The organism is Capnocytophaga catalasegens, assembly GCF_026005215.1.
GTDB classification, from domain to species: domain Bacteria; phylum Bacteroidota; class Bacteroidia; order Flavobacteriales; family Flavobacteriaceae; genus Capnocytophaga; species Capnocytophaga catalasegens.
The window spans coordinates 24489-40027 of record NZ_BPMA01000031.1; the positions used below are offsets into that span (position 1 = coordinate 24489).

Annotated in this window: 11 protein-coding genes; 9 read left to right on the plus strand and 2 right to left on the minus strand. The window is 34.5% G+C overall.

What is annotated here, in order from left to right:
• Window positions 1–11 precede the first annotated feature (11 nt).
• The 6 genes from OO775_RS09295 to OO775_RS09320 all read left to right on the plus strand — a co-directional run bounded on the left by OO775_RS09295 (window position 12) and on the right by OO775_RS09320 (window position 10879).
• The gene (locus OO775_RS09295; protein ID WP_264846806.1) at window positions 12–1820 is read left to right on the plus strand and encodes a RagB/SusD family nutrient uptake outer membrane protein; all 1809 of its coding nucleotides are present in this window, start codon (window positions 12–14) and stop codon (window positions 1818–1820) included.
• 18 nt (window positions 1821–1838) lie between these two features.
• The gene (locus tag OO775_RS09300; protein WP_264846807.1) at window positions 1839–2936 is read left to right on the plus strand and encodes a DUF5017 domain-containing protein; all 1098 of its coding nucleotides are present in this window, start codon (window positions 1839–1841) and stop codon (window positions 2934–2936) included.
• An 85-nt stretch (window positions 2937–3021) separates the two neighbouring features.
• Window positions 3022–5268, plus strand: coding sequence for a ligand-binding sensor domain-containing protein (locus OO775_RS09305; protein ID WP_264846808.1), 2247 nt, complete (start codon window positions 3022–3024; stop codon window positions 5266–5268).
• Between the two features lie 60 nt (window positions 5269–5328).
• The gene (locus OO775_RS09310; RefSeq protein ID WP_264846809.1) at window positions 5329–7134 is read left to right on the plus strand and encodes a hybrid sensor histidine kinase/response regulator transcription factor; all 1806 of its coding nucleotides are present in this window, start codon (window positions 5329–5331) and stop codon (window positions 7132–7134) included.
• A 562-nt stretch (window positions 7135–7696) separates the two neighbouring features.
• Window positions 7697–9280 carry a glycoside hydrolase family 31 protein gene (locus OO775_RS09315; RefSeq protein WP_264846810.1) on the plus strand — a complete coding sequence of 528 codons (1584 nt, stop codon included), beginning with the start codon at window positions 7697–7699 and terminating at the stop codon, window positions 9278–9280.
• A 159-nt stretch (window positions 9281–9439) separates the two neighbouring features.
• Window positions 9440–10879 (plus strand): DUF4832 domain-containing protein, encoded by a 1440-nt coding sequence (locus tag OO775_RS09320; RefSeq protein ID WP_264846811.1) that lies wholly within the window; start codon window positions 9440–9442, stop codon window positions 10877–10879.
• A 68-nt stretch (window positions 10880–10947) separates the two neighbouring features.
• On the opposite strand, the gene OO775_RS09325 is transcribed toward OO775_RS09320, so the two are convergent.
• Both OO775_RS09325 and OO775_RS09330 read right to left on the minus strand, forming a co-directional pair.
• A complete protein-coding gene (locus OO775_RS09325) occupies window positions 10948–11520 on the minus strand; it encodes a hypothetical protein (RefSeq protein ID WP_264846812.1) in 573 nt (190 codons plus the stop codon).
• Window positions 11521–11532: 12 nt separating this feature from the next.
• Window positions 11533–13662, minus strand: coding sequence for a S9 family peptidase (locus tag OO775_RS09330; protein ID WP_264846813.1), 2130 nt, complete (start codon window positions 13660–13662; stop codon window positions 11533–11535).
• A gap of 137 nt (window positions 13663–13799) precedes the next feature.
• Between OO775_RS09330 and OO775_RS09335 the strand changes: the two genes are divergently transcribed.
• The 3 genes from OO775_RS09335 to OO775_RS09345 are packed head-to-tail and all read left to right on the plus strand — an operon-like array spanning window position 13800 to window position 15534.
• Complete coding sequence (locus OO775_RS09335) at window positions 13800–14564, plus strand: enoyl-CoA hydratase/isomerase family protein (protein ID WP_264846814.1); 765 nt, start codon at window positions 13800–13802, stop codon at window positions 14562–14564.
• The gene (locus OO775_RS09340) at window positions 14564–14752 is read left to right on the plus strand and encodes a hypothetical protein (RefSeq protein WP_264846815.1); all 189 of its coding nucleotides are present in this window, start codon (window positions 14564–14566) and stop codon (window positions 14750–14752) included. Before OO775_RS09335 ends, OO775_RS09340 begins: the two co-directional genes overlap by 1 nt.
• 5 nt (window positions 14753–14757) lie before the next feature.
• The gene (locus tag OO775_RS09345; RefSeq protein WP_264846816.1) at window positions 14758–15534 is read left to right on the plus strand and encodes a hypothetical protein; all 777 of its coding nucleotides are present in this window, start codon (window positions 14758–14760) and stop codon (window positions 15532–15534) included.
• Window positions 15535–15539: the final 5 nt, after the last annotated feature.

The following is a 15539-nucleotide window of genomic DNA, read 5'->3' on the forward strand; positions in this document are numbered from 1 at the left end:
AATATAAAAATATGAAAACTAAGTATATAAATATTATATTGTTCAGTGCAAGCCTTTGTATAGTAGGTTGTGCCAAGTTTTTGGAAGAAGACACAAAAAGTATTACTACAACAGGAACTTTTTACCAAAGTGAAAATGATGCTATTCAAGCCATAAATGGCGCATACAGAAACCTTACTGAACCTGGAGTTACAGGACATGAAACTAAACAAGTACCTACCGACCTAACCAAAAGAGCTAATTGGGACGAAGCTAGCGGACTTAGTAATTTTACTTTTGGAGCAGATAATCCTTATTTTGCAACTATGTGGCAAAAGCATTATGCATGTATTAAAGATTGTAATTCCATTGTCGATAATATCACGTTAAATCAAGAAAAAGTAACTCATTGGGAGCGCTATGTTGCCCAAGCACGAGGTATTCGAGCATACTTATATTTTAATTTAGTACGTTGGTTTGGAGATGTTCCTCTTATTCTAACAGCACCTCAAACCTTGAATAAAATAGAACAAGCGCCACGTGCTTCACAGAAAGAGGTTTTTCAACAAATTATACAAGATTTGGAATATTGCCAACAATATTCAATGGAGAAAAATGATATTGCCAATGGATATCAATATGGACGATTTACTAAAGATGCCGCTCGTGGATTTCTTGCTAAAGTGCATTTGTGGTTGGCAAGTGTAGCCGAGCGTGATGGAAAAGAAATACTTGGAACGGCTTCTGAAAACTATAAAAAAGCATTGGATTATGCTCAAGCTGTTATCAAAACAGGGAGATACGAATTAGTTGATTATTATCCCGATATATTCAATGCCAAAACCAAAGAAAAAGCCGTTTCCGAAGTTTTGTGGGGCGTACAAGGACTTACAGGTGATGGAACAGGAACACTTGTTGGTATGGTATTTGGAATACGAGGTAGTGAAAACTTAGGTGGTTCGTGGGACAATATTTCGAGTTCTGATTATCACCGAATGATGTATGAACCAAGTGATTCTATTCGTCGATTGTGGAATTGCCCTCGTGTTCAACTGCAAGAAGATGGAACTCTTTGGGGTTGGGATTATAAACAATATTGGGACACTCGTAATGATCAAAAATTAAGTCAAGCAACCGAAAATGATAATTGGGTTATGTGGAGCATTGGAAAATTCAGACGTTTCCCCGTAGCTAATCTTTCTACATACAACTACGCAAACTTTGGAATGGACGAACCTTTGTTAAGATATGCTGATGTGTTACTTATCTATGCTGAGGCTTACAACGAAGTGAATCATTCGCCAAGAAGTTATACTCCTTCTTCGTCTTTTGCAATGAATGGAGTTTCAATTCAATCGGCTTACGATGCGGTAAATTTGGTTAGAAAGCGAGCAAGAATAGCAAATAAGGCTGGTAAAGGTATTATTCATGAAGATAATTTACCTCGCGATTTGGAAAAGAAAAACATCAATTTGGTTGATGATTGTGTTGCCGATTGGAAGCCTTCTTCGTATGGATATAACCACGACGGAACAAGCAACGTGTGGGATTATAAAAATTATTCAGACGATTACACTGCTTTCAGAAATGAAATACTCAACGAACGAGCTCGTGAATTGGTTGGTGAAACTACCGATCGTTGGTGCGATTTGGTTCGACGAGGTATTTTGGTAGAACAAATGCAAGTATGGCGATTATACAATCCTTTTATTAGCCAAGCAGAACGCAATGTTCCGGCACCCGCTGCACCTGAAAATGTGAAGCGAACACACTGGTTACTACCTATTCCTCTTCGGGAAATGGAAAGTAACAAAAAACTCACTCAAAATCCAGGTTATTAACCTTTAAAATCAAAAACAATGAATACAATATATCGAAAAATATTTCTGGGAATAACAACGATACTACTAATAGCTTGTTCAAAAGATGAGCAAGCCGAAAATGTACAAATTTCAGTTAGTGCTGATAAAAATCAGGTAAAAGTAGGAGAGAATATTCAATTTCGAGTACAACACAATGCTTCAGCAGTAACTATTTTTACCGGAGATGAAGGACATAATTACGATGCAAGTGCTTATGTGTTACTTGACGGAAAAACAGAACAAGAAATTCAAAATAATGTTCATCGTATTACAGATCCTGATATTAGACCTTATCGAGCCGATTTTGCCCAAGCACAAGTAGGTGAAAATCCTTTTTTAGGAGGAATATTTCGAGTGCTTAATGCTAATAGTGGTGATGATTTGGATATAGCTGAAGCAATGTCCGATGCCTCTATAAATCAGAATGTACTAAAAGTAACATCAACAAATCCCGATTGGTGGAATGAAGCCTTACGCCTGAATGTTAATTCTAAAATAGGAAGTGATAAAAAACTTATACTACGAATGAAATTTGACAAAAGTGTTTTGGAAGAACCACGAACTGGCGTACAAAAACCCAATGTAGAAACATTTCCTGTGGTAATACGTTTAGCAGGAATTCCCGAAGGAGAAACTAATGTCATTTTCAATGACTCTTCGGTTTGGGATATTTATTGGAAACCTCAAACATCTTATTCCGATTACACATTAGATCTTATTCGCCATATAGCTGCTTGGGAGCAAGGTACAAATAAGAAAATGGAAACTTTGTCATATATTCAAATTCTTTTTACAGCCAATTCGGGAGCAGGATATATAGGTGATTATTATATTCAATCAGCTTCCTATGGAGGGGTAAGTTATCTTCCTTTCAGTACAGGAAAATCATTGTCTGTTAATAGTAACTCGGGTGAGCTTATTCATAATCACACTTATACCCAAGCAGGAACTTACAAAGTAGTAGTTGTGGGTACCAATAAAGGCTTTAAAAACTATTCTGGTAAAGGGTATCAAGAAGAAAAAGCAACAGGCAATAGCAATGAATATAATTATAGTAGAACAATAGCAACCTTAGAAATTACAGTGACTCCTTAGAAAACAATCATTAACACTTTTTTTCAATTTGTTATCTTTGCCAAAGTTTTATGGCTTTGGCAAAGATTTATTTAAAAATGAAAAAATGGAAAATATTACGTATTTTTATCAGATGAAATTTTTAAAAAAAATAGGGTTTGTTTATGCTTTCTTTTGTGTGCTGACTTGGGTCAATGCACAAGAAGGGCTTTTATTTCATCATCTGACGCGAAAAGACGGATTATTACATGACAATGTAACTTGTATTTCTCAAGATTCATTAGGATATATGTGGTTTGGAACACATCGAGGTCTTAACCGATATGATGGATATACTATTGATTCGTACAAAAATGGAAAGGGAAAAGTCGAATCCGTATATTATAACCGCATATATAGCATGCAATCTATGGGGCATTATCTGTGGCTTGCTACTGCTGCTGGTTTAACTTGTTTTGATATTCAGTCAAAAAAATTTATTGAATATGAACAAAGAGAAAACTCGTCTAAAACATCTTTTTATGACCAAGTACGCATTGTTAAAAAAGGATTTAACAATCAGTTATGGCTTATTTCGGACAGAGAAATACGAGTAATACATATTGTATTGCCTTCAAGTTCAAACAAAAATGAAAAACCAGTTATTGAACCTATCTTAATACAATCGCAATACCAGATTACTTGTGAAGTATTACATCCCAAAATAGCTACGGACAATCAACAGAATGTATGGATTACCGAAAATAGCAACTTACGATTATATCATTTTAAAAATGGAAAATACACACTTGTTCCTTCTGAAATAAATTTTATAGGTTCGGGAGTGCGAGATATGTATTATGAAAACGGATTTTTGTGGATTTTATACCATAATCAATTAAAAAAATATCAAGTAAATAAGCAAAAAGCAACCTATACACTTGTTGATGAATTTACTTTTGAAACTCAAGACGGACTAACATCGTTAAGTATTGATAATCAATCGGTTTGGATTACTTCTAACAGAGGACTTTTTCAGGTTAATAAGCAACAGAAGACTATTTTTGCTCATCGGCATGACCCTACCAATCCGTATTCGATAAGCAATGATGTTAATAATAATTTTCTTGATAATCAAGGTAACATATGGGTTTCGGCTTGGGCATCGGGGATATCCTATGCAGATACAAAACTTCCGTTTTTTCATACGATTCGTTATACGTTTTCCGATAAAAATTCTGTAAAGGGTTCAGAATTTATCAGTGCGATGCATTACAGCGATGACGGATATATATACATAGGGAGTAAGTTCTCAGGAATTAGTCGATTGGATACTCGTACTAAGAGTTTTGAGCAAAATTATTGTAATTCGCCTGAGCTTTTGCCTAGTATTACCAGTCTTCATTCAGATGCGAAGTATTTGTACGCCGCTGTAAGAGAGCAAATCACAATTATCAGGAAGGCAGACAAAAGAGTAGAGCATATTCTTCCTACCAAGGGGTATGTTTTTGGGGTAGATATGGACAAATACCATCGATTATGGGTAGCTACTCACGAAGGATTGCAATGTTTTGAACAAAAAAATGGAACTTGGCAACCTCTATATTCATTCACGCAATATAGTGATGAACCTTATCGGTTATCAACTAATATTCTCCATAATATTTATAGTGATACGACTAAAAATGAATTGCTTATTACTTCTGCAAAGGGAATTCATAGAGTAATTCTTTCTGATTCGGGAGAAGTAAGCCGTATTGTTATCTATGTAGCTCGAGAGAATGATTCCACGAGCCTTAGTAGTAATTATCTTTGGCCTATTCGTAAGGGAGGGGAGCATACTTATTGGGTTGGAACACTCGGAAGTGGATTGAATAAGGTTACTTTTTTGGACAAAAATGGGGCTTATACTTATACATCGGAGTGCTATGGTACAGAATCGGGGGCTTTGTCGGGTGATGTGGAGAGTATTGAAGTTGATGCCTTTGGTAAGGTATGGTGTGGCGGATATAATCTAAGTTATTTTGATGATTCTGCGAAACGATATCGGGTATTTGATACTAAAAGTGGTTTGCAAAGTCATATCTTTGGAACTTCTTCTTCTTGTCGAGATGCACAGGGTAATTTGTATTTTGGAGGTGCTCATGGATTGAATTACTTTTTGCCATTGGTTGAAGAGAAACAAGAGATAACTCCTATCTATTTTTCTCGTTATCGAAGTAATCAAATATATCAGAATGATATTGAATTTTCTAACAAAATAGCACTTGAATATCCGAATAATACCTTTTCAGTTGATTTTACAATACTTTCGTATAATAAAGAACCTATTTGTTATCGGTATAAGCTAAGTGAGACAGACACTAAGTGGTAGTATATAGAAGGAAAGCCTACTATTACATATCAGAGAGTTCCTTTTGGTAAGCATAAATTATTGGTTGAGGCGGGTAATTGGGACAGATGGAGTGGTAATGTTTATTCGCTTGAAGTGGTATCTTATCCTCCGATATGGCTTTCGTGGGGTGCTTATGTGTTGTATTGTTGTTTGGGAATCGGATTGGTCTATATAGGGTTTCGGTATTTTATCCGTTGGACACAAATGAAGCAGCTTCTTGCTATACAAAATGAACGAGAGCAACAGAAAGAAGAGATGATGCAGCTCAAAATGCAGTTTTTTACAGATGTTTCGCACGAGTTCCGAACTCCTTTGACGATGATTGGACATGCCGTAACCGAAATTGACGAAGAACCCAATCAATCCAAAAAATATATAAACATTATCAGACGCAATGCAGGGAAGCTCTCCAATATGGTCAATGAGTTACTTGACTTCCACAAAATGGAGCTTCGTCAGCCTACACTAAAAACTAGTTATATCAACGTTTCATCTTTTATAACAGATATTTACGACGAATTCAAAGAATGGTCATCTTCTCAAAATATACAAATGAGCTTAACGATTGATACCTCACCAATCAATATGTGGATTGACCAACGTTATTTCGGCAAAATCATCTCAAATATTCTATCTAATAGTATTCGATATTCCAAAGAAGGTAATTTGATACATATTCAGGTAAGTCAAGGTACTTTGAAGTCGATATCAACTCGATATAAAAATAGTTTTTGGAATACGCAATCGATGATAAACGCTCCGCAGCTTATTATCAAAGTGAGCGATATGGGTATTGGCATTGATAAAGAGGTACTTCCGAAGATTTTTGACCGATTTTACCGAGGTAATAAACAACGTACGCGATTGGGGTCTGGTATTGGACTTTCTTTGGTCAAATCGCTAATTGAATTACATAGAGGAGGTATTATAATAAGTAGTGAAATGAATGTTGGGACTGAGATTATACTAATGTTTCCTATAACAGATACTTATTTGATTTCTTCCGAAAAGATTGACAAGAGTGATTTCGTACTCAAAGAGTACCTATCTGACTATGCTGTTGAGTACGAACCACATATCGAAGAAGAATGCATGGAATCACAACAAGCAACTGACAAACCTACGCTACTTCTTGTAGATGATAACCACGAAGTGCTGATGATTCTACGTGAGATTTTTGTAAAAGAGTATGCTATACTAATGGCAAGCGATGGACAAGAAGCCTTAGAAAAATGCAATACATACTTTCCTGACCTTATCATATCTGATGTGATGATGCCCAAAATGGACGGATTAGAACTCTGCGAAATACTCAAAAAACAACTTCGTACTTGTTTTATCCCTATCATATTACTAACAGCCAAAGCCCAAATAGAACATCAGATAGAAGGAATAGAAACAGGAGCCGATGCATACTTACTAAAACCTTTCAATACCAAGTTGTTAAAGGCAACCGTACGCAATCTTCTTCGTAAAAATGGTAAGAATAAAGGTACTTTGACACGCAAAGAACATATCGATAAAAAACAACAAGCATATCTACAACGTATTGAAACCTTGGTACTTGATAACTTGACCAACCATAAGTTCTCGGTAGATCATCTAAGTATGGAGCTAGGGTGGAGTAGAACCAAACTATATGCTAATGTGAAAAACGCAACAGGAATTACATTGGCACATTATATCCGAAAAATAAGGCTTGACAAGGCGGCTGAGCTTTTAACTACTACCGATATGCGCATCAGTGAGGTTTGTTATCAGGTAGGTATTGATAGCCCAGCTTATTTTACCAGAGCTTTCAGAGAAGAGTTTGGTGTTTCGCCATCAGAATATATACATAAATAACACATAGATTATTTTTTACTAATGAAAATACTAATTTGTTAATCAATAAAATTACAAATTATAGGTTTAAAGTTTAAAGTTTTTAAGTTTCAGGTTATAATTTACAATTGACAAAGAGGACTTATAGTGTCTAAGTCTAAAAATTACAATTGACAAAGGGGACTTATAGTGTCTAAGTTTAAAAATTACAATTGACAAAGAGGACTTAAAGTATCTAAGTTTAAAAATTACAATTGACAAAGAGGACTTAAAGTGTCTAAGTCTAAAAATTACAATTGACAAAGAGGACTTATAGTGTCTAAGTCTAAAAATTACAATTGACAAAGGGGACTTTAGAGTGTCTAACATCATAATTTACATTTGTAAATCGTAAAAAAAAGTGTCTAACATTATAATTTGCATTTGCAAATTGTAAAAAAAAGTATCTAACATCATAATTTGCATTTGCAAATCATAAATTATTAAAGGTAAAAATAGGTAGTTACCAATATAAATAATAACTTTTGTATAAATTGAATTATAAAAAATAAAGTAAATAAGTTAAATTAAATAGGTTTTAATTATGAAAAAGATATTTTTAATTGTATGTTATTATATTTCAATTGCTGTTGTAGCGCAACAAGCACAAGAAATAGAGATATTGCCCAATGAAAAATGGTGGGGTGGTATAACTGATATGGGTAGTAATATGCCTTTTGCAAGTGAAACAGAGGTTTTTGATTTGCGTACCAGAAATTATAACAATCAAACCACACCACTGTTAGTCTCTAACAAAGGGCGCTATATATGGAGTGAATCACCTTTTTCGTTTCAGTTCAAAAACAACAAAATAGTATTGCACCCTACACGCTCCGAAATTCAGTTAGTCAAAGACGGAAATACACTTCGAGAGGCGTATCTTTCGGCTATGAAAAAACATTTTAAACCTTCGGGAGTTATACCTCCTGAGTTATTTTTCTCTAAACCGCAGTATAATACTTGGATTGAGTTAATTTACAATCAAAATCAGCAAGATGTACTCAATTATGCTCGTAACATTATCAAAAATGGTATGCCTACGGGAATTCTGATGATTGATGATAATTGGCAAAAGTATTATGGAAACTTTGAATTTCGTCCGGACAAATTTCCAGACCCAAAAGCAATGGTCGAAGAGTTACATTCGTTAGGCTTCAAAGTGATGTTGTGGGTAAGTCCATTCGTTTCTGCTGACTCGCAAGAGTTCCGCGCTTTGCAAGAGAAAGGATTTTTGGTAAAGAAAAAAGGAACAGACCTACCTGCAATTCTCCATTGGTGGAATGGTTTTAGTGCTTGTTACGATTTGAGTAATCCGCAAGCATATGAGCATTTTGTTCAAACACTTAAACAAATGCAAAAAACCTATAACATTGATGGCTTTAAGTTCGATGCAGGCGACCCTGAGCGCTATTTGCAAGAAAATGTAGATGTATTCGATGGCAAATCGTTTGATACGCAACAGACTTATCTTTGGGCAAAGTTGGGGTTAGAGTTTCCTTATAACGAGTTTCGAGCCTGTTGGAAGATGGGCGGCGAGGCACTTGTACAACGTTTAGGCGATAAGAAATATTCGTGGAATGGTGTTTTCCGATTAGTTCCAGATATGATTAGTTCTGGATTGTTGGGACACCTATATACGTGTCCAGATATGATTGGTGGAGGTGAGTATGGGAGCTTTATAGGAATTGATACCCATAGTTTTGACCAACGACTGATAGTTCGCTCGTATCAAATTCATTCAATGATGCCGATGATGCAGTTCTCAGTAGCGCCATGGCGTATTTTAAGTGATGAAAACTTAGCTATTTGTATCAAATATGCTAAATGGCACGAACAATTAGGAAGCTATATTACTGAACAAGCTAAAAAAGCATCACAAACGGGAGAACCTATCGTCCGCCATATGGAATATATGTTCCCCAATCAGGGATTTGAAGATTGTATAGACCAGTATATGCTTGGCGATAAGTACTTAGTAGCTCCAATAGTTTCCCAAAACGATACCCGAAGCGTGAAGCTACCCAAAGGAAAATGGAAAGATGACCAAGGAAAAGTATATAAAGGGGGAAAAACATACACCATTACAGTACCTTTGGATAGATTACCTTGGTTTGTAGCCGTAAAATAATTTGATAATTTTCAATCAAATATTACCAAAATAAAAGCAGACAATACGTATTGAGTAGGCAATAAAACGAATAATATAAAAAAATTTATTAAAGAAACTATTCAAAAATTATAACTGCTTATTTTGATATAATACAATGTATAATCTAAAATTATTAACATGAAAAAAAGGAATTTATGGATAGTACTCTCTATCATACTATCGCTAAATTGCACCAATAGTATTGGAAGTGATACTACCGAAAATACTGAGCAAGATGTAGCCCAAGAAGTTAAAGACGGACAAGAACCTCAAGAAGAACTCATTAAGGTAACTTATAAAGAATCGCAACAGATAATTACAAACCCAGAACGAGGTTTTTATGCCTATGCCGATTTTAAATCGAATGAAAATACAACCCTTTCTGAAAATAAATTACGCGAATATCGCTCGCAAGGTATTTCGCTTGTTTATAATGTATATTATATGTATGATTTTCAGAACAAACCCATCTCTGAGGCCTATCTACAACGCATACGAACCAATATGCAAACCCTTCGAAATGGTGGTTGTAAAGCTATTTTACGATTTGCTTATTCTTCCGATGAAGGAAAAAAACCTTGGGACGCCCCTTGGGCTATCACACAAAAGCATATCGAGCAACTTCGACCTATATTCCAAGAGTATGCCGATGTAATTTGTGTATTGCAAGCAGGATTTATAGGTGTGTGGGGAGAGTGGTATTATACAGACAATTATATATTTGAACCCAATAAAGAACAATATCAGCCTCGCCGAAAACTATTAGATGCCCTCTTAGATGCCCTACCCAAAGAGCGAATGGTATGTGTTAGGTATCCACAAGCCAAATTATATTCATACAATATCGAACCAAATCAAACCATCACTGAGCAAACCGCCTATAACCAAGAACCTCTTTCACGTATAGGTTATCATAATGATTGTTTTTTGGCAGATAAAGACGATACAGGTACTTTTCAGAATATTCCTCAGTATAGAACCTACTGGGAGAAAGAATCCAAATTTCTCCCTATGGGAGGAGAAACCTGTCGTTTATCTTCCTTTTCAGCTTGTACCAATGCCCTTTCAGATATGGAAAAATACCACTGGTCATACATAAATAAGGACTACCAAACCGATGTAATTCGCCAATGGGAAAATAATAATTGCCTTGACCAAATAAAAAGGCGCTTAGGCTATCGTTTTGTACTAACCGAAGGTACTTTCTCTAAGAATGCTGTTTCAGGAATGCCTTTTTTTGTAGAAATGAAGCTCAAAAATATAGGTTGGGCAGCTCCTTTCAACCCACGTAAGGTCGAAATAGTATTAGTAGGTAATCAAGGTTCGTACAAAGTAGCTATTAAAAAAGATCCTCGCTTTTGGTTTGCAGGACAAGACATCGTAATAAAGGTTCGATTCAAGCTACCCGAAAGCCTAAAAGAAGGTACTTACGATGTGTATCTGAACCTTCCAGACCCAAAAGAGTCCCTTTATTCTCGCCCCGAATTCAGTATACAACTTGCCAATGAAGGAATTTGGAATGCATCGCTCGGATACAATAAGTTACACACTATCCGTGTAACAACTTCTAAGCAATAAATCAAAAGAACTAAGTATAATAAATACAATTTTTTATAATTGTATATTCATTTACTTAGTTCTTTTTTTTAATTAAAAGCAATTTGTAATAAAATTTTTACTAATTTTTGTAAAGAATGGGGTAAGTGAAGCTCCCACCGATGGATATATTTATTCTTTTTGTCTGTGTAATGAACTTCTATATGCTGATTTTGTATTGTACAGAGCGTTATTAAGTAGTTTTCACTTCTGATAGGATACATAAAATACCCCCTATGCGGATTATAATCAATGGTAAATCGCTGATAATCGGCATTCTCACAAGTTATTTCGAAATAATTTCCTTCAAAACGAATATTGATGCGGTCATAATACCTCGAAAACCAATGAAAATATGATTTTTCACCATTGGCTTTTTCTATAAAAGATAATAAAAAAGGAATTACACGATGTGTATGCCCTACGTAAACTTCCGAAAAGATAGTTTCATTAATTTGAAAAGAGAATTTATTTTCATAGAATGCTATTATTTCGTAAAATTGCCCCTGATTGCAATATTTTATTGTCCCATTCTGGTAACAGAAGAGCAAATCGCCCAAGCGTATTTCCAATAGTTCTTGATGTGGAGTATATCTAAATTGTATTACCGAATGAAAGCTCATTGCACAGGGGTTTTATTTGTTATGTTCAATAATATATTCCGAGATAAGTTTTGTTAAGTGCGCTCTATCTTGTCCCGAAACATTATGTTTATGATTTGGGTATAAAAACAAATCAATTAGTTTTCCTTGTTTAATAGCTTCCTGCGAAACAGAAAGCACATGCTCAGGCACGACCACGTCATCTAAATATCCGTGAATAAAAAGTAACTTTCCTTTGAGATTTTTGATATAATTATTCACGTGCGTATTTTGATAGCCATCAGGATTTTCTTGCGGTGTATCCATATATCGTTCTCCATACATTACCTCATAGTATTTCCAATCGGTAACAGCACCTCCTGCAACAGCAGTAGTAAAAAAAGTAGGGTATCTAAGCATAAGTGACGAAGCTAAAAAGCCACCGAAACTCCATCCATATACTGATAACCGATTGGGGTCAATGTATTTTTGTTTTTTTAGAAAGTCAACGGCTGTTAGTTGGTCTTTGATAGCGTAAGTTGCCAAATTTCTGTGGATAACACTCTCAAAAGCAAATCCCCGATTGGCAGACCCTCGATTATCAAGTGTAAAAATAATATAATTTTCATTCGAAGCCATTGCCAACATCCAAAGTTCTGTAGAAGCCAACCAACTATTGGTTACCAATTGTGCATGCGGACCTCCATAAACATATAGTAAAACAGGATATTTTTTAGTAGGGTCAAAATGTTTTGGTTTTATCATCTTGGCATACAAGTCTGTGTTATCTTCGGCTTTGAGTTTTAATAATTCGATTGTACCAATGTTGTAATCACGCAACGGATTTACTGCATTTAGAATGGTATTTCGGGTATTTTTTTTGCTCAAATCAATAATTTCAATACGATTTGGAAGTTGAATATTACTGAATTGGTCTATCAAAAAATTACCATTGTAGCTCAGTTGGGTATTGTGTGTACCTTCGGAGGGAGTAATATTCTCGTATTTGCCACTTTTTAGATGTATTTTGAATGTTTTTTGCTCGCGAGGATCAATTCCTGTTCCAGAGATAAAAATATTTTCACCTTTGTTATCAAACCCAATAATTTCTTGTACAACCCATTGAAAATTAGTTAATTGTTTTATCAATTTTCCATTGATATTATACAAATACACATTCATAAATCCGTCTTTTTCGCTAAGCCATAGAAATTCATTATTGCTTTTAGGAAGAAAAACAGCAGGATTTTCAGGTTCAACCCATTTGTCATTTTTTTCAGTTAAAATTGTATTGATTTTTTTGCCCGAAACCACATCATATCGATTCAAATCATATTGGTTTTGTGCGCGATTGATTTCAGCCAAAAGGATATATTTTTCGTCTAAAGACCAAGAAAGATTCGTCAAATAATGTTCATCAGTAGTATTTATATCCAGATAAATAACTTTTTGAGTTTTCAGATTGAAAATTCCAACTTTGGCTTGTTCACTAGGCATTCCTGCCATCGGATATTTTATGTTTTTGAGTGAAGAAGGTGTTGTATTGATATCTACTAGCGGATAGTTAGTTACATTGCTTTCATTTTTTTCATAGAAAGCTAAATAATTTCCGTTAGGAGACCAAAAAATCCCTTTTTTTATACCAAATTCGTTACGATGAATACTTTGTCCTGAAACAATTTCCGAATTTTGATGATTGGTTACAGCTATTTTTGCATTTTGTGAAGTTCCAATGTACAAATTATTATCTATTGTATAAGCAACGGCATTATTTTGTTTGTTGAAAACATCATTTTGAGCATTTTCGTCAATTTCAATAAATTGAAAAGGCTTCTGTGCTACATAATCATACAATTGATAAGATTTATCATCGCGAAAAACTAAAATATGGCTATCTATATACTGGATTTGAGGATATTTTTTAATATCTGGATATGTTTTTTTCAAATCAGAAATAGAAATTGTTGTTTGTTTATTGGTTTGTGCATCGGTAATTACAAAACTTTGCTCGGTGGCATATACGTACGCATTGGTGTCTTTTAACCATTGCAGATTATACAAAGTCTCAGGATAAAGTCCGTACCAATACCCCAAAGTAGCATCAACTGTTGAAATAGTTTTTTCCTGAGCTCTTACAAACCAAGTACATACAAGTAAAAAGGTTATAAATACAATTTTTCTCATAAATTTAATTTTTAAATAAATGATTTTCAGCTACAAATATACTATTTTTTAATTATAAATTGTTTTTTTGATAAAATTTTTTTCAAAAATCAGTATTGATATTCAAAAAATCGCTACTTTTGGACAAATTTTCAACAATGGAAACAAATCGAGAAAACGGATCACTTTATACTAATATTTTAAACGGAGTGGCGACAATTGAATTTGGACACCCCCAAGCCAATTCTTTTCCGTTAGAATTATTAAATCGATTAACTACCGAATTGAATCTGATATCAAACAATCCGCAAGTGAAATTGGTTGTACTCAAAAGCGAAGGTGACAAAACTTTTTGTGCGGGAGCTTCCTTTGGCGAACTTTTAAAAGTTGATTCTGAGGCGAAAGGATACGAATTTTTCAGCGGATTTGCTAAAGTAATCAACGCAATACGGCATTGTTCCAAACTTGTCATTGGGCGAGCTCAGGGCAAATCTGTCGGGGGAGGTATTGGTCTTCTAGCTGCTTGCGATTACGTATTTGCCACCGAAGCTGCAAGTATCAAGCTCTCCGAAATTAGCATCGGGATAGGTCCTTTTGTTATTGCACCTGCCGTAGAACGCAAAATGGGCGTAGGAGTACTTGCTGAACTTGCACTCACTCCCGACCAATGGAAAAACGCCTATTGGGCAGAAAAAAAAGGATTGTATGCCCGAGTTTTTGAAACGATTTTGCAAATGGATAAAGAAATCGAATATTTTACTCAAAAGCTCAGTGCTTATAATCCAGAAGCACTTTCGGAATTGAAAAAATCATTTTGGAGAAATACTGAAAATTGGGATACCTTACTTTTTGACAATGCCCGAATTTCAGGCAAACTAATTCTTTCCGATTTTTCTAAACAAATCTTACAAAAATTAAAATAATGGACGAAAAAGACAAAATGTTAGAACAAATAAACGACAAACTTAATGCAGCTCCCGATGCTTCTTACAAAATAGGTGTAATTATCGGACAAATGCTTCCCTTTGTGGTACTTGTTGCTTTGGCTTATTTGTTATTCTCATATATGAAGAATAAGTCCAATGATAAAGATGATATTTTAAAAGATTAGTTTTTATGAACAAACTAATAGAAATTGCGCTGATTATCGGGGCTTTTTTGATGTATTTGTTTCTGCGGATTGAAAACTTTGGAATTTGGTGGTGGATACTTGAAAATACAGGAGATTTTGCACCAATTTTTGATGAATTGATTCGAGGATTACCCCTCTTTTTGGTTGTTTTACTCCTACGTGATGAAAAACAATTTCTGAGAAATATTTTTAATTGGAAATCATTGCTAACAGCGCTTATCATCGCTTTTTTGTATGCTTTGCCTTTGGTGTATTTTGTTTGTCAATATATTGATTTACAGCTTTTTGAACATTTGAAATATCCCAAAATAGAACGTATTGTTGTCGGATTTTTGATTAACGTGTATTATTTTGCGTTTTTCTATCGATTACTTGTTCAAAAAACAAAATTAGGTTATCTGTCTGCAACTTTACTCTTGTGTGCAATTTCAATGTGTATGCACAGCTTGTTATTGAATGACCCTTGGTATGGCTATCATTGGGTTTTAGATATATTTTTGTTTTCATACCTCTATGCAGAATGGAAAAACAATCTGTGGTTGGTGTTTTGCATTGACTTTTTAATCAAAGGAATTTTTACATATTTTTTCCTTGATAAGGATATGTGTTTGCCTTATTATGAGCATATTACATTAGTTTTATATCTCTATTTTTCTTTGATTATAGCAACCATATTATATAAATATATCCGAAAAATTCCTTTTGTAATCAATCGAAAAACGATTTTTTGGAAAAATAATGAAAATATATCACACAACTAATAACT